General features: G+C 71.9%; 17 protein-coding genes. 8 read left to right on the top strand and 9 right to left on the bottom strand.

Features of this window, described 5'->3' with window-relative positions; genetic code table 11:
- Window positions 1-24 precede the first annotated feature (24 nt).
- The gene (locus LNW72_RS14650) at window positions 25-1,407 is read left to right on the top strand and encodes a glycine--tRNA ligase (protein WP_250975825.1); all 1,383 of its coding nucleotides are present in this window, start codon (window positions 25-27) and stop codon (window positions 1,405-1,407) included.
- A gap of 85 nt (window positions 1,408-1,492) precedes the next feature.
- Here LNW72_RS14650 and LNW72_RS14645 read toward each other — a convergent pair whose 3' ends face one another.
- A complete protein-coding gene (locus tag LNW72_RS14645; protein WP_250975824.1) occupies window positions 1,493-1,984 on the bottom strand; it encodes a hypothetical protein in 492 nt (163 codons plus the stop codon).
- Between the two features lie 169 nt (window positions 1,985-2,153).
- Between LNW72_RS14645 and LNW72_RS14640 the strand changes: the two genes are divergently transcribed.
- Genes LNW72_RS14640 through LNW72_RS14630 form a run of 3 tightly spaced genes read left to right on the top strand, consistent with a single transcriptional unit; the run spans window position 2,154 to window position 4,857 of the window.
- Complete coding sequence (locus LNW72_RS14640) at window positions 2,154-3,398, top strand: sensor histidine kinase (RefSeq protein ID WP_250975823.1); 1,245 nt, start codon at window positions 2,154-2,156, stop codon at window positions 3,396-3,398.
- The gene (locus tag LNW72_RS14635; protein WP_250975822.1) at window positions 3,386-4,030 is read left to right on the top strand and encodes a response regulator transcription factor; all 645 of its coding nucleotides are present in this window, start codon (window positions 3,386-3,388) and stop codon (window positions 4,028-4,030) included. Before LNW72_RS14640 ends, LNW72_RS14635 begins: the two co-directional genes overlap by 13 nt.
- Complete coding sequence (locus tag LNW72_RS14630; protein WP_250975821.1) at window positions 4,027-4,857, top strand: DUF4097 family beta strand repeat-containing protein; 831 nt, start codon at window positions 4,027-4,029, stop codon at window positions 4,855-4,857. Before LNW72_RS14635 ends, LNW72_RS14630 begins: the two co-directional genes overlap by 4 nt.
- Here LNW72_RS14630 and LNW72_RS14625 read toward each other — a convergent pair.
- From LNW72_RS14625 to LNW72_RS14615, 3 genes are all read right to left on the bottom strand, one after another.
- Complete coding sequence (locus LNW72_RS14625) at window positions 4,836-5,450, bottom strand: TetR family transcriptional regulator (RefSeq protein WP_250975820.1); 615 nt, start codon at window positions 5,448-5,450, stop codon at window positions 4,836-4,838. The two genes, LNW72_RS14630 and LNW72_RS14625, sit on opposite strands and share 22 nt — an antisense overlap.
- Window positions 5,451-5,702: 252 nt before the next feature.
- A complete protein-coding gene (locus LNW72_RS14620) occupies window positions 5,703-6,713 on the bottom strand; it encodes an aldo/keto reductase (protein ID WP_250975819.1) in 1,011 nt (336 codons plus the stop codon).
- A gap of 78 nt (window positions 6,714-6,791) precedes the next feature.
- Entirely contained in the window at window positions 6,792-8,273 is a 1,482-nt protein-coding gene (locus LNW72_RS14615; RefSeq protein ID WP_250980155.1) for an MFS transporter, read from the bottom strand.
- A gap of 110 nt (window positions 8,274-8,383) precedes the next feature.
- On the opposite strand from LNW72_RS14615, the gene LNW72_RS14610 reads away from it, so the two are divergent.
- Window positions 8,384-9,295, top strand: coding sequence for a helix-turn-helix transcriptional regulator (locus LNW72_RS14610; protein ID WP_250975818.1), 912 nt, complete (start codon window positions 8,384-8,386; stop codon window positions 9,293-9,295).
- On the opposite strand, the gene LNW72_RS14605 is transcribed toward LNW72_RS14610, so the two are convergent.
- Window positions 9,296-10,720 (bottom strand): MFS transporter, encoded by a 1,425-nt coding sequence (locus LNW72_RS14605; protein ID WP_250975817.1) that lies wholly within the window; start codon window positions 10,718-10,720, stop codon window positions 9,296-9,298.
- A gap of 105 nt (window positions 10,721-10,825) precedes the next feature.
- Between LNW72_RS14605 and dusB the strand changes: the two genes are divergently transcribed.
- The 3 genes from dusB (at window position 10,826) to LNW72_RS14590 (ending at window position 16,118) form a co-directional block, all read left to right on the top strand.
- A complete protein-coding gene (gene dusB / locus LNW72_RS14600) occupies window positions 10,826-11,968 on the top strand; it encodes a tRNA dihydrouridine synthase DusB (protein WP_250975816.1) in 1,143 nt (380 codons plus the stop codon).
- A gap of 461 nt (window positions 11,969-12,429) precedes the next feature.
- Window positions 12,430-15,141 (top strand): pyruvate, phosphate dikinase, encoded by a 2,712-nt coding sequence (ppdK, locus tag LNW72_RS14595; RefSeq protein ID WP_250975815.1) that lies wholly within the window; start codon window positions 12,430-12,432, stop codon window positions 15,139-15,141.
- 164 nt (window positions 15,142-15,305) lie between these two features.
- On the top strand, window positions 15,306-16,118 hold the full coding sequence (locus LNW72_RS14590; protein ID WP_250975814.1) for an HAD family hydrolase: 813 nt from the start codon (window positions 15,306-15,308) through the stop codon (window positions 16,116-16,118).
- Between the two features lie 34 nt (window positions 16,119-16,152).
- Here the strand turns inward: LNW72_RS14590 and LNW72_RS14585 are convergent, their stop codons facing one another.
- From LNW72_RS14585 to LNW72_RS14570, 4 genes are all read right to left on the bottom strand, one after another.
- Entirely contained in the window at window positions 16,153-17,067 is a 915-nt protein-coding gene (locus LNW72_RS14585) for an oxidoreductase (RefSeq protein ID WP_250975813.1), read from the bottom strand.
- Window positions 17,068-17,307: 240 nt separating this feature from the next.
- Window positions 17,308-17,949: a PhzF family phenazine biosynthesis protein gene (locus tag LNW72_RS14580; RefSeq protein WP_250975812.1), complete on the bottom strand. Its 642-nt coding sequence runs from the start codon at window positions 17,947-17,949 to the stop codon at window positions 17,308-17,310.
- An 8-nt stretch (window positions 17,950-17,957) separates the two neighbouring features.
- Entirely contained in the window at window positions 17,958-19,190 is a 1,233-nt protein-coding gene (locus LNW72_RS14575; protein ID WP_250975811.1) for a type III PLP-dependent enzyme, read from the bottom strand.
- Entirely contained in the window at window positions 19,187-21,010 is a 1,824-nt protein-coding gene (locus tag LNW72_RS14570; RefSeq protein ID WP_250975810.1) for an IucA/IucC family protein, read from the bottom strand. Before LNW72_RS14570 ends, LNW72_RS14575 begins: the two co-directional genes overlap by 4 nt.
- Window positions 21,011-21,012 lie beyond the last annotated feature (2 nt).

Raw genomic sequence — 21,012 nt, 5'->3', positions numbered from 1 at the left:
CTTCGTCGTACTGAAGAGAGCACCGTGGCCGCCGACAAGATCGACACCATCGTCAGCCTGAGCAAGCGCCGAGGCTTCGTATTCCCGTGCAGTGAGATCTACGGCGGCTCGAAGGCCGCCTGGGACTACGGGCCACTCGGCGTCGAGCTCAAGGAGAACATCAAGCGCCAGTGGTGGCGCTCCATGGTCACCTCGCGCGACGACGTTGTCGGACTCGACTCGTCGGTCATCCTGGCGCGCGAGGTCTGGGAGGCGTCCGGCCACGTCGCGACGTTCTCGGACCCGCTGACCGAGTGCACCTCCTGTCACAAGCGCTACCGCGCGGACCACCTGGAGGAGGCGTACGAGTCCAAGCACGGCCGTCCGCCGGCCAACGGTCTCGCCGACATCAACTGCCCGAACTGCGGCAACAAGGGCGCGTTCACCGAGCCCAAGCAGTTCTCCGGCATGCTGCAGACGCACCTCGGCCCGACCCAGGACGCGGGCTCCGTCGCGTACCTGCGGCCGGAGACCGCCCAGGGCATCTTCACCAACTTCGCCCAGGTGCAGACGACCTCGCGCAAGAAGCCGCCGTTCGGTATCGCCCAGACCGGCAAGAGCTTCCGCAACGAGATCACGCCCGGCAACTTCATCTTCAGGACCCGCGAGTTCGAGCAGATGGAGATGGAGTTCTTCGTCAAGCCGGGCGAGGACGAGCAGTGGCACGAGTACTGGATGGAGCAGCGCTGGAACTGGTACACCGGCCTGGGCCTCAACCCGGACAACATGCGCTGGTTCGAGCACGCCAAGGAGAAGCTGTCCCACTACTCGAAGCGCACCACTGACATCGAGTACCGCTTCAACTTCGGTGGCAACGAGTTCTCCGAGCTGGAGGGTGTGGCCAACCGCACCGACTTCGACCTCAAGGCGCACTCCGAGGCCTCCGGCCAGGACCTCTCGTACTTCGACCAGGAGGCCGGCGAGCGCTGGTTCCCGTACGTCATCGAGCCGGCGGCGGGCGTGAACCGCGCCATGCTCGCCTTCATGCTCGACGCGTACAACGAGGACGAGGCGCCCAACGCCAAGGGCGTCATGGAGAAGCGCACGGTCATGCGCCTCGACCCGCGCCTGGCGCCGGTCAAGGTCGCCGTCCTGCCGCTGTCCCGCAACCCGCAGCTGTCGCCGAAGGCCAAGGGCCTGGCGACCGACCTGCGGAAGAACTGGAACATCGAGTTCGACGACGCGGGTGCCATCGGCCGCCGCTACCGTCGGCAGGACGAGATCGGTACGCCGTTCTGCGTCACCGTCGACTTCGACACCCTCGACGACAACGCGGTGACGGTGCGCGAGCGCGACACCATGAAGCAGGAGCGCGTGTCGCTGGACCAGATCCAGTCGTACCTGGGTGGCCGACTGCTCGGCTGCTGATCTGTTGCCGTAGGCGCCGGTGGGGCTTGATACCTCAAGCCCCACCGGCGTTTGCGTGTGCGGACGCATGAACTGGGCCTCAGGGTCAGCTGGGGCAGTTCGCGCGTGCGGATGCCCGTACGGCCAGTACCGCGCACAGCGCGGCCAGCGGCAGTTCGAGGCAGGCCGCCATCAGGAGCGCGGACGCGATGTCCGCTCCAGGGGCGGCTGTTGTGACGTCGAACCAGGCGTCGACCACCAGCAGCATCGCGGTGGCGGCGGCCACGATGCCGCGGCGGTGGTCGCGGCGGCGCAGGAGGAGGCCGGTGCCGATGAGGCCGACGGCCTCCAGGGCGTCCAGGCCCACCCAGGCGGTCGACCAGTGGGACGCCTGTGCGGTGGCCGGGAGTGAGGTCGCGAGGACGAACAGCCAGGGGATCAGGGCCAGTCCGAGCGCGATCAGGACGTAGCCGAGCGGTCTGGGGCGGCGCGGCTCCGGCTCCGGAACGGCGTACAACTCGATGATCTCGGCGCCGGTGCCGCCGTACTCGGTGGCGGTCGGACGGATCCGGGTGACCGGCATCTCCAGGACGGACATGGTGGGGGAACTCCTTCCGGACCCGGCGGTCGGGTACGGAACCAGCCTCGTCGCCGGACCCGCGCGGGTCAGTAACGCCCGGGACCGACCTGTGGTGGTGCTGGCTATACCCCGAGAGCGGACCCCTACGGGATGCACACCGCCCCACCTGGGGCTCTACGGTGAGCGCATGGCATCAACAGGGCCGCTGCGGCGTGCACTCCAGCAGGCCGCCGGCTACGCCCCGTGGTCGGCCTGGGCATGGCGGAACACGGCGTTCGTCACGGCGGGCGTGCCGCTGGCCGGGGTGAGCGCCCTGATGGTCTTCGACCTCGTGACGGACTGGCGGTCGGTGATCCTGCTGCCCGTGCTGCCCCTGGTGTGCGGCCCGCTGACGATGCTCCAGCGCAGCCGGTTCTGGTCGCTGCTGGGCCTGAACGTCCCCCCGGTGCCGCGGGCGAGCCCTTGGTACACCCCGCGCGGCGGCTGGCAGTGGCTGCGCTCGGAGGCGACCTGGCGGCAGTTGGGCTACCACCTGCTGGCCGCCCCGCTGGCGGCGGCAGGAGCGGTGCTCGTCGTCTGCACCTGGGTCGCGGGGATCTCCGGCGCGCTGGTCTTCTCCTGGGTGTGGGCGCTGCCCGTCGAGGACCGGCTGCCCGGCTGGACCGCGCGCTACACGCTCGTCACCGCCGCCGGGGTCGTCCTGCTGCTCCTGGCGCCCTTCCTGGCCGCCGCCGTCACCCGGCTCGACACCTCGGCCGCCGCCGCGCTGCTGGGGCCCAACCGGGCCAGGGAACTGCGGCGCCGCGTCGAGGACCTCGCCGAGAGCCGGGCGGGAGTGGTGGACGCCGCGGACGCCGAACGCCGCCGGATCGAACGCGATCTGCACGACGGCGCGCAGCAGCGGCTGGTGTCCCTCGCGATGAACCTCGGCCTGGCCCGCGCCACCCTCAAGGACCTGCCGCCCGAGGCGCGCAAGGTGATCGACGAGGCGCACCGCGAGGCGAAGGAAGCCATCGAGGAGCTCAGCAACCTGGTGCGCGGCCTGCATCCGGCCGTCCTGGACGACCGGGGTCTGGACGCGGCACTGTCGGGTGTCGCCGCGCGGGCGCCGCTGCCCGTCCATCTGAAGGTGGACATGGAGCGGCGGGCGTCGCCCACCGTGGAGGCCGTCGCGTACTTCGTGGTCTCCGAGGCGCTCGCCAACGTCGCCAAGCACGCCCGCGCGGAGCGGGTGGACGTCGAGGTGCGGTGGCGCGGGGACGACCTGCGGGTGACCGTCACCGACGACGGGATCGGCGGCGCGGACGTGGCGGGCGGTACCGGCCTGGCCGGGCTCGCGCAGCGCGTCGGCTCCGTCGACGGATCGATCAGAATCAGCAGCCCCGCCGGGGGCCCGACCATCATCACTGTGGAGTTGCCGTGCGGGCTGTAATCGCCGAGGACTCGGTCCTGTTGCGCATCGGACTGGTCAAGGTCCTGGAGACCGCGGGCTTCGAGGTCGCCGCCGAAGTGGGCGACGCCGAGGCCCTGCTGACGGCCGTCGACGAGCACCGGCCGCAACTGGCCCTGGTGGACGTCAGGATGCCGCCCGGCTTCACCGACGAGGGCGTACGGGCCGCCCTGATGATCCGCCGGCAGTGGCCGGACACCGCGGTGCTGCTGCTCTCCCAGTTCGTCGAGGAGCGGTACGCGGCCGATCTGCTGTCGTCCCACGGCGGCGGCATCGGCTATCTGCTCAAGCAACGGGTCGCGGACGTCGAGGAGTTCATCGACGCGCTGCGCCGCGTCGCGAACGGCGGCACCGCGCTCGACCCGCAGGTCGTCGCGCAGCTTCTGCTGCGCCGCAACTCCGACCCGCTGGAGCGGCTGACGCCGCGTGAGCGCGAAGTGCTCTCGCTGATGGCGGAGGGGCGCTCGAACGCGGGTATCGCCGAGCAACTCGTGGTCAGCGAGAGCGCGGTCGCCAAGCACATCAACAACATCTTCGCGAAACTCGATCTGCCGGTGGCGGACGGGGATCACCGGCGGGTGCTCGCGGTGCTGCGGTTCCTGGAGGGGGCGTGAGCCCGGGAGGCGGTGCGGGTGGTGATCGCCGCCGGCACCGGGGGGTCTGGCTGGTGGTCGCGGTGATCAGCGCGCTGTTCATCGTGTCGCCGATGGCCGTGGAGACCTGGGCGTACTTCGGCGGGCACCGCCCCGGGCCCACCCAGTCGCTCGAAGTCCCGCCCGGGGGAGGCCGGGTCCAGCGGTTGCAGGTGGACGCGGGCAACGCGTCGGTGACGGTGCGGCCCGGTCCGGCCGGCCAGGTGCGGGTCCGGCAGACGCTGACCTGGTCGACGACGAAGCCACAGGTCAGGAAGGTGTGGGATGGCGGTGTGCTGAAGGTGCAGGCGGAGTGCCCCGGCTGGTGGTCGCTGACCGGCCTGGACTGTTCGGTGAAGTTGGAGTTCGACGTCCCGCCGGAGATCGAGATCCAGGTCGTGGGCACCTCGGGATCCACGGACGTGCGCGGCACGACCGGCCGCCTGGACCTGACGAGCACCTCGGGGTCCACGACCCTGACCGACGTCGGCGGCACCGTCTGGGCCCGCACCGGATCAGGTGCCCTCGAGGGCACCGGGCTCTCCTCTCGGACGGCGGACGTGGGGGCGAACTCCGGTTCGCTGGACCTGGCGTTCACCTCGGCCCCGGACAAGGTGACGGCGAAGGTGGGCTCCGGCGCCGTCACGATCGGCGTCCCGCCGGGTTCCCACTACCAGGTGGTCGGGCGCAGCGGGAGCGGGTCGCGGGAGTACGCGGCGGGTCTGGAGGAGAGCACGTCGCCGCGGATCATCGACGCGACGGCGGGGTCGGGGTCGGTGGATGTCGACTATGTGGGTGGGGTGTTCTGAGGGCGAAGCCCGTTGAGCAGGAGGTCGCAGACCGCGTCGAAGGCGGCGTCGATGCCGGGCTGCGACCACTCGGCCGCGTACACCGGGTCGTGGAAGCGGCCGGTGGCGTCCCAGATGGCGCGGGCGATGGTGGCGGGGTCGGTGGGTTCGGGCAGGGAGAACTCGCCGCGTGTGAGTCCGTCGCTGACGATGGTGGAGAGTTGGCCCACGAGGTCCTCGACGTGCTGCGCGACCACCGCGCTGGCCTCGCCCGCGAGCGCCATGTACGTCGCGAACAGCTCCGGGTCACCGCCGGCCTTGCGGCGCTTCGCCGCGAACAGCTCCGTCAGCCACTGGCGCAGCCGTTCGGGCGCGGGGTGCGGGCCGGCCGCGATGGCGGCGAGCGTGGAGTGCGACTGGTCCAGCCAGCGCTGGGTGACGGCCTCGCGGAGCGCGGCCTTGCTGGCGAAGTGCCGGTAGACGGTGCCGTGACTGACGCCCAGGGCTCGCGCGACGTCCACGACGGTGGCCTTGGCGGGGCCGTAGCGGCGGAGCACGTCCTCGGTGGCTTCGAGGATGCGGTCGGTGGTGAGGGTCCTGGGCGGGGGCGGCATGGGGGGCCTTTCGGTGCGTTGTCGTACGTCCCCAGTGTGGGGGGTCGGGGGCCGGGCCATCCGGGGGAGGGGTCCGAAATCGACTATTCACGGGCCCTGGGGGCCCACAAATGGCTCGGCAGCATTTCGGACCCCTCCCCCTGCGGCCCCGTCCCCCTCACGTCACAGCAGGTTCGTCCGGGCCGGCGTCCGAAGTCCGCCGCAGGCGCGACGGTGCGGCGTGCCCACGTACCCGTACTCCCGCCGGGAGGGCTACTTCTCGCTGTCCAGGTGGGCCATCTGTGCCTGCGGGTAGCGGGCGCCCGCTGCCGCGCCCGCGGGGACGGCGGACTCGATGGCCGCGAGGTCGGCCGCGTCGAAGGTGATGTCGAGGGCGCCGAGCGCCTCGGTGAGGCGGTCGCGGCGGCGGGCGCCGACGAGCGGCACGATGTCGGGGCCCTGCGCGAGCACCCAGCCGATCGCGGCCTGCGCGACGGTGACGCCCTTGGCCCCGGCGATCTTGCGGAGCGCCTCGACGAGGTCGAGGTTGCGGTCCAGGTTGTCGCCGGAGAAGCGCGGGCTCATGCCGCGGAAGTCGCCGGTGGCGCTGCTCCGGGCGGAGCGCTCGCGGGTCCAGTGGCCGCTGAGGAGTCCTCGGGAGAGGACGCCGTAGGCGGTGACGCCGATGCCCAGTTCACGGGCGGTGGGCAGGATCTCGGCCTCGATGCCGCGGGAGAAGAGCGAGTACTCGATCTGCAGATCCGAGATCGGGGCGGTGGCCGCGGCCCGGCGCAGGGCGTCCGCGCCGACCTCGGAGAGGCCGATGTGCCGGACGTGGCCGGCCTGGACCTGCTCGGCGATGGCGCCGACGGTCTCCTCGATCGGCACGTCGGGGTCGACGCGGGCGATCCGGTAGATGTCGATGTGGTCGGTGCCGAGGCGGTTGAGGGAGTAGGCGAGGAAGTTCTTCACGGCGGCGGGGCGGCCGTCGTAGCCGGACCAGCCGCCGTCGATGTCGCGCAGCGCGCCGAACTTGACGCTGATGACGGCCTGGTCGCGGCCCTGGGAGCTGCTGCGCAGGGCGTCGCGGATGAGGAGTTCGTTGTGGCCCATGCCGTAGAAGTCACCGGTGTCGATGAGGGTGACACCGGCGTCGAGTGCGGCGTGGAGGGTGGCGGTCGACTCGGCGTCGTCACTGCCGCCGTAGAGGGCCGACATGCCCATGGCGCCGAGGCCGAGGGCGGAGACGGAGGGGCCGGTGGTTCCGAGGGTGCGCTTCAGCACGGGGTGCTCCTTGGGCGGTGGAGGGGGTGTCTGAAGCATGGCATATGGAGTGACAGATTTCAATATTTGTCATTCAGTTCAGGAGACATGGCGGGGGAGCCGCAGGCTGAGCAGGATCGTCAGGGCGATCGCGCCGAGCTGCACGAGCAGGGTGATGACCAGGGCGTTCCGCATGCCGGCCGCGGGGATCAGGGCGAGGAAGAGGGTGCCGAGGGTCGCGACGCCGAGGGCGAGGGCGGACTGCTGGGTGGTGACCATGACGCCGCTGCCGACGCCCGCCCGCTCGGCGGGCACCTCCGCGAGGACGATGCGGAAGAGCACCGGGAGCTGCAGGCCCTGGCCGAAGCCGGCCACCGCCATGCCCGGGGCGAGGGCGAGGACGTTCAGGTGCTGCCAGTCGTGCAGGGCGGCGGTGACCAGGAGGAGGACGCCGAGCGCCTGGATCAGGCCGCCGACCGTGACCACCCGGCTGCCGTACCGCGCGACCAGGCGCGGGCCCATCAGGGAGGCGGCGAAGAAGGTGGCGGCCAGCGGGGCCATCGCGGCACCGGCCGCGACCGGTCCGAAGGCCAGGCCCTGCTGCAGGGCCACCGCCATCACGAGCATGAAGCCGCCGAAGCCGATGGAGAACGGCACGACGAGCGGCAGTCCGCGCCGGATGCCGGGCAGTTCGAACAGGCTCGGCGGCACCAGCGGGGTGCGGCCCTGCCGGTCCGCGCGGCGCTCGACGGCGTAGAACGCGTAGGCCGCGAACGGGAAGGCGGCGAGCGAGATCCAGGTCCACAGCGGCCAGCCGGAGGCGCGGCCCTCGGTCAGCGGCGCCAGCAGCGTCACCAGGGAGACGGCCAGCAAGACGGTGCCCGGGACGTCGATCGGGGCGGGGCGCTCGGAGCGGGTCTCGGGGATGGTGCGGGCCGCCAGGAGCAGGCCGATCAGAGCGACCGGCACGTTCACCAGGAACACCGCGCGCCATCCGGTGCCGGCGATGTCGGCGGCCACCAGGACGCCGCCGAGGATCTGTCCGGCGACCATCGACAGACCGGCCGTGGCGCCGTAGAGGCTGAGCGCGCGGGCGCGCCGCGTTCCGGCGGTGGAGGACTGGATGGTGGCGAGCACCTGGGGGAGCATCAGCGCGGCCGCGGCGCCCTGCGCCACCCGGGCGCCGACCAGCGTCCAGGCGTCCGGCGCGAGGCCGCAGGCCAGCGAGGTCAGGCCGAAGGCGGCCATCCCGGCGAGGAAGAGCCGGCGGCGGCCGAACATGTCGCCGAGCCGTCCGCCGAGCACCAGGAGCACGGCGTACGCGGTGCCGTAGCCGGCCACCACCAGCTCCAGCAGGGCCGGTCCTGCGGCGAGGTCGCGGTCGATGGTCGGCAGCGCGACGTTGACGATGAAGAAGTCGATCAGCGGCAGGGCCGCGCCGAGCAGCACGGTGAACAGGCCGAGTGCGGTCAGCACGGGACCGGCCGGAGCGGTGGGGCCCGCGGGGGCCGGGGGAGTGCCGATGCGCGTCACCCGGGGCAGGACCAGGGCACGGGAGGGGAGGACGGGAGTACGTTCCATTGGGGTCACGTGAGCAACCATGCGCCCGTTTTCAGGGTGGTACCAGAGAGCGTTTATCCAGGTATAAGAACCACCACGCAACTGGCTCCGCGATCCGGCATGCTGGAAGCATGCCTACGACGACGCACCCCGCGCAGCACGAGTCGGACGCCGACATCAAGCGGCGCGAGCTCGCCTCGTTCCTGCGCAGCCGCCGTGAGCGCATCGCTCCCGAGCAGGTCGGACTGCCGGCGGGGCGGCGGCGCCGCACGCCCGGGCTGCGCCGCGAGGAGGTCGCGGGTCTCGCCGCGGTCGGCGTCACCTGGTACACGTGGCTGGAGCAGGCCCGGGACATCCAGGTGTCCGCGCAGGTCGCCGACGCCATCGCCCGGGCCCTGATGCTCGACCCGAACGAGCGCGTGCACCTGTTCACCCTCGCCGGGGTCGCCGACCCCAGCCCCTTCGCCGACTGCCCCGGCATGTCGGACCAGATCCGTCTGATGCTGGAGCAGCTGGAACCGCTGCCGGCCTTCGTCGCCAACAGCCGGCACGACGTGATCGCGTACAACCGCACCTACGGGCGGCTGGTCGACGATCTGGACGCGCGGCCCTTCGAGGACCGCAACATCATGTGGCTCGCCTTCACCGACCCGGCCTGGCGCGAGGCGCTGATCGACCGGGAAGAGGTGATCCGGCTGATGGCCGCCAAATTCCGGTCCGCGATGGCCGAGCACCTCGCGGAGCCGGCCTGGAAGTCGCTTCTCAAGCGTCTCCAGCAGGCGTCACCGGAGTTCTGCGAGGCCTGGGAGCGCCATGAGGTGCTCCAGCCCGACAACCGCTCCAAGCGCTATCTGAACCCGCAGGTCGGGCTGCTCACCTTCGACTTCACCCATCTGTGGCTCGGCCCGCGCTCCGGGCCGCGGCTCGTGACGTACACCCCGGCGGACGACGTGACGCGTACCCGGCTGCAGCGGCTGTACGAGCTGTGCGGCCCTGCCGCGAGCGACGCGCGGCCCGTTCTCGCGTCGGCGGGCCGGTCGTAGTCAGGAGTTCGTGACCGCTTCGGTCCCGACCGTCCGGGGCGCCGGCTCCCGGAACCGTTCCGCGGCCCGTTCCGCGGTCCCGGCGGCCCAGCGGCCGGTGGTCAGCGTGCCGAGGAGCAGGACGACGGCGCCGCAGCCGGCGATGATCCACCAGGCGGTGGTGTGCAGCCCGGCGGCGAGGGCGGCGCCGATCACGGCCACCCCCAGCGACTGCCCGACCTGGCGGCTGGTGGAGGCGACGGCGGCGGCCACCCCGGCCTGCGAGCGCGGCATCCCGGACACGGCCGTGTTGGTGATCGGCGCGTTGACCAGCCCGAACCCGATGCCGAAGAGGACGTACGAGGTGAACAGCAGCGTGTTGGAGGACTCGGCGTCCAGCGCCGCGAACATCACGCCGCTGATCGTCATCGCCGTACCCGCGAGCACCAGCGACAGCCGTGGCCCCCGGTTGCCGACCAGCCGCCCGGACAGCGGGGCGAAGACCAGGCACATGACGGCCATCGGCAGCATGTAGAGCCCGGCGTCGAGGGCGGAAAGGCCGCGGGTGTTCTGCAGGTACAGGGTGTTGAGGAAGAGGAAGCCGCCCAGCGCCGCGAAGGCGCTCACCGCTATGACCGTCGCGCCGCTGAAGGGCGCACTGCGGAAGAAGCCGAGCTCGATCAGCGGGTCCACGCGGCGCCGTTCGTAGCTCAGCAGCCCGGCGAGCGAGCCGATGGCGACCGCCAGGCAGCCGAGGATCAGCGGCGACGTCCAGCCCGCGTCCGGCGCCTCGATGATCGCGTACGTCAGGGAGCCGAGCAGGGCGATGACGAACAGCTGGCCGACCGGGTCCACCCGGCGCGCCTTGGGGGCGCGGGACTCGGGCACGTAGCGGGCGGTCAGGGCCAGGGCGAGCAGTCCGACCGGGAGGTTGATCCAGAAGATGGAACGCCAGCCGACGGTCTGGACGAGCAGTCCGCCGAGCACCGGGCCCGCCGCCATGCTGACGCCGACGACGCCGCCCCACACCCCGATCGCGCGGGCGCGCTCCCGGGGGTCGGTGAAGGTGTTGGTGATGATCGACATCGCGACGGGGTTGAGCATCGAGCCGCCGACCGCCTGCACCATCCGGAAGACGATCAGCCAGTTGAGGCTGGGCGCCAGGCTGCAGAGCACCGAGCCCGCGGTGAAGAGCACCAGACCGGTCTGGAAGACCCGGCGGCGGCCGATCCGGTCGGCGGTCGAGCCGGCGAGCATCAGCAGCGAGGCCAGCACCAGCGTGTACGCGTCGATCGTCCACTGCAGACCGGAGACCGAGGCGTGCAGCTCCTTCTGCATGGAGGGCAGCGCCACATTGAGGATCGTGTTGTCGAGGCTGACCATGAGCAGGCTCATGCAGCAGATCGCCAGCACGAGCATGCGGCGCCGGGAGCTCAGTTCCGGCACGTCGGGCCTCCTGGGATCAGCTGTTCCTCGCCCTCGTGGCCAAGGGCACACATATACGTGAACGGTACATCGAAATCCCCGTCCGGCGTACGCGACAATGGGGCCATGACCGCTGACGCCACCATGCCACTTCAGATCGGCCCGCACACCGTGTGGCCGCCGGTGGTTCTCGCCCCCATGGCCGGGATCACCAACGCGCCCTTCCGCACGCTGTGCCGTGAGTTCTCCGGCGGCAAGGGGCTGTTCGTCAGCGAGATGATCACCACCCGGGCGCTCGTCGAGCGGGATTCCAAGACGCTGCGCCTGATCCGCTTCGACGCGACGGAGAAGCCGCGCTCCATCCAGCTCTACGGCGTCGACCCGGTGACCGTCGGCAAGGCCGTCCGCATGATCGCGGACGAGGGCCTGGCCGACCACATCGACCTCAACTTCGGCTGCCCGGTCCCCAAGGTGACCCGCAAGGGCGGCGGCTCGGCCCTTCCGTACAAGCGGAACCTGCTGCGCTCCATCCTGCGCGAGGCGGTCGGCAGCGCGGGGGACCTGCCGGTCACCATCAAGATGCGCAAGGGCATCGACGACGACCACCTGACGTATCTCGACGCGGGCCGGATCGCGGTCGAGGAGGGCGTCACCGCGGTCGCCCTGCACGGCCGCACCGCCGCACAGCACTACGGCGGCACCGCCGACTGGGACGCCATCGCCCGCCTCAAGGAGCACGTCCCGGAGATCCCGGTGCTCGGCAACGGCGACATCTGGCGCGCCGACGACGCGCTGCGCATGATGCGCGAGACCGGTGCCGACGGCGTCGTGGTCGGCCGCGGCTGCCTCGGCCGCCCGTGGATCTTCGGCGACCTGGTCAGCGCGATGGAGGGCGGGGACGCGCAGGCCCGGCCGACGTTCAAGGAGGTCGCCGTCGTCATGCGGCGGCACGCGGAGCTGCTCGGCGAGTGGATCGGCGACGAGGAGCGCGGAGTGATCGACTTCCGCAAGCACGTCGCCTGGTACACCAAGGGCTTCTCGGTCGGCTCCCAGCTGCGCCGCAGCCTCGCCGTCTCCTCCTCCCTCGCCGAGCTGGACGAGCACCTGGCCGCCGTCGACCTCGACCAGCCCTGGCCCGAGAGCGCCGAGGGCCCGCGCGGCCGCACCGCGGGCAACAACCGCGTCGTGCTCCCGGACGGCTGGCTGAACGACCCGTACGACTGCGCCGCCGTCAGCCCGGAAGCCGAGCTGGACACGTCGGGCGGCTGACGTCCTCGCTCGGCGTCTCGCGCGGCGTCCCTCGGCGGACGGATGTCCCCGGACGTCCGAAAGGTGAGATGGAGCGTCCAGCGGGGCTCTCGCGAGCGCGTGATTCACGCCACGTTTGATGGGGGTTGCGCTCAGATGAGCGCGACGTCATGACTGCACCTCTCCAAGGGATGGCACTCAGTGCCATCCCGGCCCGTCCACTTGATCAACGATTTCTCACGCTGAGTGAACTCCGATCGGTGAACGCACCACGCTGCGCGGTCGTCGGTTCGACAAGTGAACGGAATCCGGCGCGCACCGCTGCGGCGCGTTACTTTCGATCTAGTGGCAGACGGGTGGTTACGGCCGTCTGATGTGGTGATGGACGTGCTGCAAAGCCTTGGGAATGGGTACGCTCCCCGCCGTCAGGGCATCCCTCCCCCAGACCCTGTCCGGGGGGACCTCACGAGGAGTCGAGTCCCGTGTCGGAACAGGTATCGCAGAAGTTCGTCTACGACTTCACTGAGGGCAACAAGGAACTCAAAGACCTGCTCGGCGGAAAAGGTGCGAACCTCGCCGAGATGACCAACCTCGGTCTGCCCGTCCCTCCGGGCTTCATCATCACGACCGAGGCGTGCAAGGTCTACCTGGACTCCGGCCACGAACCGGCGGAGCTCCGCGACGAGGTGAGTGCGCACCTCGACGCCCTCGAGCAGAAGATGGGCAAGAAGCTCGGCCAGCCGGACAACCCGCTGCTGGTGTCCGTGCGGTCCGGGGCCAAGTTCTCCATGCCCGGCATGATGGACACCGTCCTCAACATCGGCATGTCCGACGCCTCGGTGGCCGGGCTCGCCGCCCAGGCCGGGGACGAGCGCTTCGCGTGGGACTCCTACCGCCGGCTGCTGCAGATGTTCGGCAAGACCGTCATGGGCGTGGACGGCGAGCTCTTCGAGGAGGCCCTCGAGGAGATCAAGCGCGCCAAGGGCGCCGAGAGCGACCTCGGTCTCGACGCGGCCGACCTCCAGCAGCTCGTGGAGGAGTTCAAGGGCATCGTGCTCAAGGAGGCGGGCCGCGAGTTCCCGCAGGAGCCTCGTGAGCAGATGGACCTCGCCGTGCGCGCGGTCTTCGACTCGTGGAACACCGACCGCGCCAAGCTCTACCGCCGCCAGGAGCGCATCCCCGGCGACCTCGGTACGGCCGTCAACATCTGCTCCATGGTCTTCGGCAACCTCGGCCCCGACTCGGGCACCGGCGTCGCCTTCACCCGTGACCCGGCCACCGGCCACCAGGGCGTCTACGGCGACTACCTGCAGAACGCGCAGGGCGAGGACGTCGTCGCGGGCATCCGCAACACCGTGCCGCTCGCCGATCTCGAAGGCCTCGACAAGGCGTCGTACGACCAGCTCATGCAGATCATGACGACGCTCGAAACGCACTACAAGGACCTGTGCGACATCGAGTTCACCATCGAGCGCGGCCACCTGTGGATGCTGCAGACCCGCGTCGGCAAGCGCACCGCGGCGGCCGCCTTCCGGATCGCCACCCAGCTCGTCGACCAGGGTCTGATCGACGAGGCCGAGGCGCTGCAGCGGGTCAACGGGGCGCAGCTCGCGCAGCTGATGTTCCCGCGCTTCGAGGAGGACTCGAAGGTCACGCGGCTCGGCTGGGGCATCGCCGCCTCGCCCGGCGCGGCCGTCGGCAAGGCCGTCTTCGACTCGTACACCGCCGTCAAGTGGTCGCGGTCCGGCGAGAAGGTCATCCTGATCCGCCGGGAGACCAACCCGGACGACCTCAACGGCATGATCGCCGCCGAGGGGATCCTGACCTCGCGCGGCGGCAAGACCTCGCACGCCGCCGTCGTCGCCCGCGGCATGGGCAAGACCTGTGTGTGCGGCGCCGAGGAGCTGGAGGTCGACACCAAGCGGCGCCGGATGACCGCGCCCGGCGGGATCGTCATCGAAGAGGGCGACGTCGTCTCCATCGACGGCTCCTCCGGCAAGGTCTACCTCGGTGAGGTGCCGGTCGTCCCGTCCCCGGTCGTCGAGTACTTCGAGGGCCGGATGCACGCGGGCGCCGACGACGCCGACGAGCTGGTCCAGGCCGTCCACCGGATCATGGCCTACGCCGACCGGGTCCGCCGGCTGCGGGTACGGGCCAACGCCGACAACGCCGAGGACGCCAACCGCGCCCGGCGCTTCGGCGCCCAGGGCATCGGGCTGTGCCGTACCGAGCACATGTTCCTCGGCGAGCGGCGCGAGCTGGTCGAGCGGCTGATCCTCGCCGACACCGACAGCGAGCGCGACGAGGCACTGGGTGCCTTGCTGCCGCTGCAGAAGGCCGACTTCATCGAGCTCTTCGAGGCGATGGACGGCCTGCCGGTGACGGTGCGCCTCCTCGACCCGCCGCTGCACGAGTTCCTGCCCGACATCACCGAGCTGTCGGTGCGGGTGGCGCTCGCGGAGTCCCGCAAGGACGCCAACGAGAACGATCTGCGCCTGCTGCAGGCCGTCCACAAGCTCCACGAGCAGAACCCGATGCTGGGTCTGCGCGGCGTCCGGCTCGGCCTCGTCATTCCCGGTCTGTTCTCCATGCAGGTACGGGCGATCGCCGAGGCGGCCGCGCACCGCAAGGACATGAAGGGCGATCCGCGTCCGGAGATCATGATTCCGCTCGTGGGCACCGTCCAGGAGCTGGAGATCGTCCGCGAGGAGGCCGAGAAGGTCATCGCCGAGGTGGAGGCCGCCACCGGCATAAACCTCAAGCTGACGCTCGGCACGATGATCGAACTGCCCCGTGCCGCGCTGACCGCCGGCCAGATCGCCGAGGCCGCGGAGTTCTTCTCCTTCGGCACGAACGACCTGACCCAGACGGTGTGGGGCTTCTCCCGCGACGACGTGGAGGCCTCGTTCTTCACCGCGTACCTGGAGAAGGGCATCTTCGGCGTCTCCCCGTTCGAGACCATCGACCGGGACGGCGTCGGCGCTCTCATCCGCTCCGCCTGCGAAGCCGGCCGCGCGGCGCGCCCCGGCCTGAAGCTCGGCGTCTGCGGTGAGCACGGCGGCGACCCCGAGTCCGTCCACTTCTTCCACGAGGTCGGACTCGACTACGTCTCCTGCTCCCCGTTCCGGATCCCGGTCGCCCGCCTCGAAGCGGGCCGCGCGGCGGCGGACCCGTCCGGCAACGACAGCCGGTGACCCCGTAGAACCATCTCCACCCTCACCGGGGGCGGCGTCTCGTGCGGAGACGCCGCCCCCACCCTTTTCCGCCCCCCTCCGCACCCCCCGTCGTTTCACCCCAGGCCGCCCTGCCTCCACCTCCCGTCTCCACCCTTTTCCGGCGTATCTGCCATGATCCGAACATGACTGCTTCCCCCTCCCGAACCCCTCCCCGGCTGGTGGCCACCGACCTCGACGGCACGCTGCTGCGCAGCGACGGAACGGTCTCGGAGCGGACCCGGCGGGCACTGCGGTCGGTGGCGGCCGCGGGTGCCGAGGTCGTCTTCGTGACGGCGCGGCCGCCGCGTTACGTCGACGGCATCGCCGAGGGCGCCGGGCACGAGGGGACCGCGATCTGCTGCAACGGCGCGATCGTCTACGACGTCCCCGGCCGGCAGTTCCTCGACGCGCGGCTGATGCCGACGGCCGTCGCGCGCAAGGCGGCGGAGGCGCTCGTCGCGGTGCTGCCCGGCTCGACGCTCGCCCTGGAGACCGGCCACCGCCTGATCAGCGAGCGGGACTTCGGGAAGAAGGACTTCCAGGAGGTGATCGTGGAGACCGCCGCCGAGCTGTGGGAGTCGGACGAGGACATCGTCAAGCTCCTCGTGCACTCCTCGCGGCACCACGCGGACCTGATGATGACCGCGGCGCACGACGCCGCGCTCACCGGCGTCGAGGTCACGCACTCCGGCGGCTCCGGCATGCTGGAGGTCAGCTCGCCCGGCGTCACCAAGGCCGGCACGCTCGCCCTGTGGTGCGCGGCCCGCGGGATCGGCGCCTCCGAGGTGGTCACCTTCGGCGACATGCCGAACGACCTGTCCACCCTGACCTGGGCAGGAGCCGGCTACGCGATGAGCAACGCGCACCCGGACGTCCTGGCCGCGGCGCCGCTGCGGGCCGCTTCGAACGACGAGGACGGGGTGGCGCGGGTGCTGGAGGAGCTCTACGACGTGTAGCACCCGCGCGGCTCCGGCCCGTTGGTGCGCCGGGTCAGAACTTGTACGTCACGCCCGTCAGCTGCTCGGACGCCGTCCACAGCATCTCGCCCGCCCGGTCGTCCTTCGTCCAGGAGGCGCGCCAGGAGCGGTTCGGCGCGCCGCGCCAGCCCAGGAACCGGGGGCCGATGAACGAGTCGGGGGCCACGTCCGGTGCGGTGGCCGCGTAGAGCGTCGGCAGCGCGCCCGCCGCGGCCGACTGGCCGATGATCCGGTTGCCGACGACGGCGACGCGTTCGGCGGCCTTGCGGCCCTCCATCTTCGCGCCCGCCGTCTGGAGATTCGTTTCGGCGTAGCCGGGGTGCGCGGCGGCGGCCACCAGGTCCGCGCCCGTCGTCTCCAACTGCCGTGCCAGCTCGTGGATGAACAGCAGATTGGCGCTCTTGGAGCGGCCGTACGCGATCCAGCGGCGGTAGCGGCGCTCGCTGTTCAAGTCCCCGAGATCCACGTTGGCGATCGCGTGCATCCCGCTGGAGACGCTGACGACCCGGGCCCCGGGGGTCGCGAGCAGCCTCGGCAGCAGCAGGCCCGTCAGGGCGAAGTGACCGAGGTGGTTGACGCCGAACTGCGTCTCGAACCCGTCGGCGGTCTGCGTGTACGGCAGGGCCATCACGCCCGCGTTGTTCACCAGCAGATCCAGCCGGTCGCCCGCGAACTCCTCCGCGAAGGCCCGCACCGACCCCAGGTCCCCCAGATCCAGCCGCTGGAACACCGCCCGCGCCTCCGGCACCTCGGCCACCAACCGGTCCGCCGCCGCCTGTCCGCGCTCCTCGCTGCGGCACGCCAGGACGACCAGCGCGCCGCGCCGCGCCAGCTCCCTCGCGGCGCAGTACCCGATGCCGCTGTTGGCCCCGGTCACCACGGCGGTGCGTCCGGTCTGGTCGGGGATGTCGTTCGCAGTCCAGCCCATGTGACCGGTTCTCCTCGTGTCGCTGGCCGAAATCCGGATCCCCCGGCGGTCAGCTTAGAGAGCGGGCCGCGGATGCACGAGCCGTGTGCGTCACGGGTCCCGGCCGGCAGGTACTCCTATGGCGTTCCGGCCGGTCAGCGCCCCGCCGCGGGGACCGTCCCGCGCAGGAAGCCGACGAGCAGTTCGGTGACGGCGGCAGGCCGTTCCAGGCCGGGCAGATGACCCGGCCCTCGCGCGCCTTCAGCGCACGTGCGCCACCCGGCCGCCCACGTCGATCGTGCCGTCCGGGCCCGGACGGGTCAGGATCTGGGAGGCGGCGCCCTGGCGGATGTCGAGGGGGCGGGCGAGTTGGGCGGTGAGGACGACCGCGGAGGCTCCGGTCGCCTCGTCCTCGGTGATGGCGTCGCCGCGGCGGGGGAAGCCGCGGGCGCGGATGCGGCCCGCCGCTTCGTCGGCCCAGGCCCAGGCGTAGAGCCAGCCCTCGCCGGGCGGCGGGGAGGGCAGGGCGTCGACCTCGGCGACCGTCGCGTACTGCTCGGTGCGGCGGCCGGGGGCCCAGGCGGCGCGGCCGCGGATCCAGGTGAAGTCGCCCTCCGCCCAGGCGGGGACGTCGCCGGCCGGCGGGCGCAGGACGGACGACTTCAGGTGCCAGGCGGTGCCGACGAGGGGGTGGCCGGCGAAGGGGAGCTCCACGCTGGGGGTGAAGATCCGCACTTCGCCGCGTTCCGCGTCGTCGATGAACACCGTCTCGCTGTAACCGAGTTCGGCGGCGATCGCCTGGCGGCCGGCCGGGTCGGAGGAGCCGGCGGTCACCACGCCCAGGAGGTTGCCGCCCCGGCCGTCGGGGCCGATGAACACCCGGAGCACTTCATGATCGGTCATGGGCCGATTCAAGCACTGCCCAGGAAGTGGAAGCCCGGCCGGGGATGCATCAGGAAGTCGTGGTGGGAGATGTTCCACGCGTACGCCCCGGCCAGCGCGAACACCACCCGGTCGCCGGCCCGCAGGCCGGGCGCCGGGACCCGGCGGGCGAGGACGTCCTTCGGGGTGCAGAGCTGGCCGGTGAGGGTGACGTGGTCCTGTTCGGCGGCGGGGCGCGGCCACGGGTGGGGCCAGTGGTCGACGGGCAGGACCGCGCAGGGCTGGTCGTGGCCCTTGGTCGCCGGGGTGCGCAGATGGTGGGTGCCGCCGCGCAGCACGGCGAACTCCTCGCCGTGGCTGGGCTTCACGTCCAGCGCCTCGGTGGCGTACCAGCCGCAGTAGGCGCTGAGGGCGCGGCCCGGCTCGATGCGCAGCAGCAGACCGGGGTGGGCGGCGGTGAGACGCGCGAGCCCTTCGCCGTAGGCGGTCCAGTCGAAGCGCGCGCCGGGATCGGCGTAGTCCACGGTCATGCCGCCGCCCACGTTCACCTCGGGCAGCGCGATGCCGTGCCGGGCGGCCAGGCCCACCGCGAACGCGACCACCTCGGCGGCCACGGCGAGCTGCGCCGCCGCGTCGAGGCCGCTGGCGAGGTGCGCGTGGATGCCGCGCAGCTCCAGCTGGGGGTGGCTGCCGTCGGTGAGCAGCCGTACGGCGCCGTCGGCCTGTGCGGGATCGAGGCCGAACGGTGTCGGGCGGCCGCCCATCGCCAGCGAGCTGCCCTCCAGCGCCGCGCCCGGCACCGGCAGGTTGAAACGCAGCAGGACCGGAACGGTCCGGCCGGGGGCCAGTTCCGCGGCGAGGTGGCCGAGCATCCGCAGCTCGTACTCGCTCTCCACGTGGAAGCGTTCCACGCCCAGCTCCAGCGCCGCCGCGATCTCGGCCGGGGTCTTGCCGGGCCCGCCGAAGGCCAGCGGGCGGTCCGGGACGGCCTTGCGGACGTGGGCCAGTTCGCCGCCGGAGGAGACCTCGAAACCGTCGACGTACGGGGCGAGCGCGGTCAGGATCTCCGGCTCGGGGTTGGCCTTGGCGGCGTAGTAGAGCTCGACGCGCTCGGGGAGCGCGGCCCGTACGGCCGCGGCGTGGGCGCGCAGCTCCGCCAGGTCGTAGAGGTAGGCGGGCAGGTCGTCGGCGGCGAGGTACGCGGCCCGTTCGCGGACCGCGTCGGTCAGCAGCGCCGCGCCGGCGGAAGGGTTCGGGGTCATCGGGTGCTCCAGGGCTCGGTCCGGTCGCTGTCGTCGCCGGTTCCGCAGCCCGCCGCGCCCGGGGCCGAAGCCCCGGAGAGCACGTCCTCGGCCAGCGGTGAGGGCAGCCGTACATAGCCGGCCTCGCGGTCGGCCTTGCGCTCCCAGCGGGTCAGGAGGTTGGCCTTGGCGGGCAGCGGGACCCCGGCGAGCAGGGCGCTGAGCCGCGGCGGGCAGCCGTGGGCGTCCGCGTACTCGCGCAGCACGGAGTGCACCCGCGCCCACAGGGCCGTCTCGGAGTGCGGGTGCAGATCGGCGAGGGCCGCGAGCAGTTCGGCGACGTGGTTGACGAGCAGGCAGTAGATGACGCGGTCCCAGCCGCGTTCCGCGTCGTACGTCATGGGGGCCGCGACGTCGGCGGGCAGCGCGGCGAGGGTGGCGGCGTGGTACTCGGGGACGAGCTTGGTGCCCTCCAGATCGCGGAAGAGGACCTGGACCGGGAAGCCGTCGCCGTCCACCCCGATCAGCACGTTCTGCAGATGCGGTTCCAGCACGACGCCGTGGTCGAAGTAGGCGGCGAGCACCGGCGGGAGCAGCAGCCGCAGATACGCCGTCCACCAGTCGAGGGCGGCCTGCGGGCCCGCCCCGTCGAGGAGCCGCGAGATGTGCGCGGATCCGGTGGGGTACTCGTCGGCGACGGCGGCGGCCAGCAGCGGGGTGACGCCGGGGCGCAGATGCGCGTCCAGGCCGTCGCGGACGATGACGCCGAAGCCTTCCAGCAGGCCGATGTCCGGGCGCCCGTCGGCGCCGGGCAGCGCGAGGCTGCGGTACGCGGGCTCCCGCAGCATGGCGCTGTCCGGGAAACGGCCGGCCAGGTCGGCGAGGACCGGCGCCAGCAGGCGGGTGAGCGCGACCGCGCCGGACAGCTCGTAAGCAGCGTTCTTCCGCAGGCAGTTGGTGATCCGGATGTTGAGGCTGAACTTCAGGAACGTGTCGCCGTCGTACAGCGTCCGGACCGACGCGGTCGGTGTCGCGGCCGCGTCGCCGGTGCCCAGGTCGAGGATGTCGCCGCAGGCGAGGGCCGCGCGCAGCGCCGGGTGGTCGTGCAGCAGCCCGTACTGCCACGGGTGCGCGGGCAGCAGCCGGTAGCCGGCGGGCACCGGCCGCAGCCGGTCCAGCGGGTCGGCGGCGCCGGGTTCGCTGCGCTCCTCCGCGATGAGGTGCTCGCGGACGGCGAAGTGCCGCAGCGGGAACGTCGCGCCCGCCTCGGGGGCGTACGCGGCCCATGACGCCGGGTCGCCGGTGCGCGCCTTGGGGGTGGGGTGGAAGCGGTGGCCGAACAGCAGCGACTGCTCCGACTCCAGGTAGTCGGGGGCGCCGGGCCCGTCGTCGCCGGGCACGGGACGGGGGAGCGACAGGGCGGCGGTGACGCCCCGGTGGCTGGAGACGATCTGGTCCAGGAACTCGTCGTTGCGCACACCGGTCCGCAGCGACAGCTCGTCATGGACGTACTCGGCGAGCCGGTACCAGTCCAACTCCTTCCACTCGTCCGCGTGTTGCTCCGCGACGGGACCGGTGAAGCGGTGCGCGCCGATCAGCGAGGTGCGGCGCAGCGCGACGCGCAGCAGCGCGCCCGCGCGGGGCAGCCGCAGCAGCAGGTGGCCGTCCGCGACCGCCGTCTGGTGCTCGGGTCCCGAGACCTCGCGGAGCAGGCAGTTGAGCAGGGTGTGGGCCACGACGTCATCGGCGTCGGGAAGGCCGCTGTCGTTGAGGCGGCTGTCGGAAAGGCGGCTGTCGGAAAGGCCGGCGGAGGGCTGCGCGAGGCGCAGGGGAAGCGTCATCA

This window comes from Streptomyces sp. RKAG293 (assembly GCF_023701745.1).
In the GTDB taxonomy this organism is placed as follows: domain Bacteria; phylum Actinomycetota; class Actinomycetes; order Streptomycetales; family Streptomycetaceae; genus Actinacidiphila.
Note: the sequence above shows the minus strand (reverse complement) of the source record. Positions and strands in the feature narration are given on the sequence as shown.

Bases quoted from the DNA above. Each gene is read 5' to 3' on its own strand.
- LNW72_RS14645 (WP_250975824.1), bottom strand. From the start codon at position 1,984: ATGTCCGTCCTGGAGATGCCGGTCACCCGGATCCGTCCGACCGCCACC.
- LNW72_RS14640 (WP_250975823.1), top strand. From the start codon at position 2,154: ATGGCATCAACAGGGCCGCTGCGGCGTGCACTCCAGCAGGCCGCCGGC.
- LNW72_RS14625 (WP_250975820.1), bottom strand. From the start codon at position 5,450: ATGCCGCCCCCGCCCAGGACCCTCACCACCGACCGCATCCTCGAAGCC.
- LNW72_RS14615 (WP_250980155.1), bottom strand. From the start codon at position 8,273: ATGGAACGTACTCCCGTCCTCCCCTCCCGTGCCCTGGTCCTGCCCCGG.
- LNW72_RS14610 (WP_250975818.1), top strand. From the start codon at position 8,384: ATGCCTACGACGACGCACCCCGCGCAGCACGAGTCGGACGCCGACATC.
- dusB (WP_250975816.1), top strand. From the start codon at position 10,826: ATGACCGCTGACGCCACCATGCCACTTCAGATCGGCCCGCACACCGTG.
- LNW72_RS14590 (WP_250975814.1), top strand. From the start codon at position 15,306: ATGACTGCTTCCCCCTCCCGAACCCCTCCCCGGCTGGTGGCCACCGAC.
- LNW72_RS14585 (WP_250975813.1), bottom strand. From the start codon at position 17,067: ATGGGCTGGACTGCGAACGACATCCCCGACCAGACCGGACGCACCGCC.
- LNW72_RS14580 (WP_250975812.1), bottom strand. From the start codon at position 17,949: ATGACCGATCATGAAGTGCTCCGGGTGTTCATCGGCCCCGACGGCCGG.
- LNW72_RS14575 (WP_250975811.1), bottom strand. From the start codon at position 19,190: ATGACCCCGAACCCTTCCGCCGGCGCGGCGCTGCTGACCGACGCGGTC.
- LNW72_RS14570 (WP_250975810.1), bottom strand. From the start codon at position 21,010: ATGACGCTTCCCCTGCGCCTCGCGCAGCCCTCCGCCGGCCTTTCCGAC.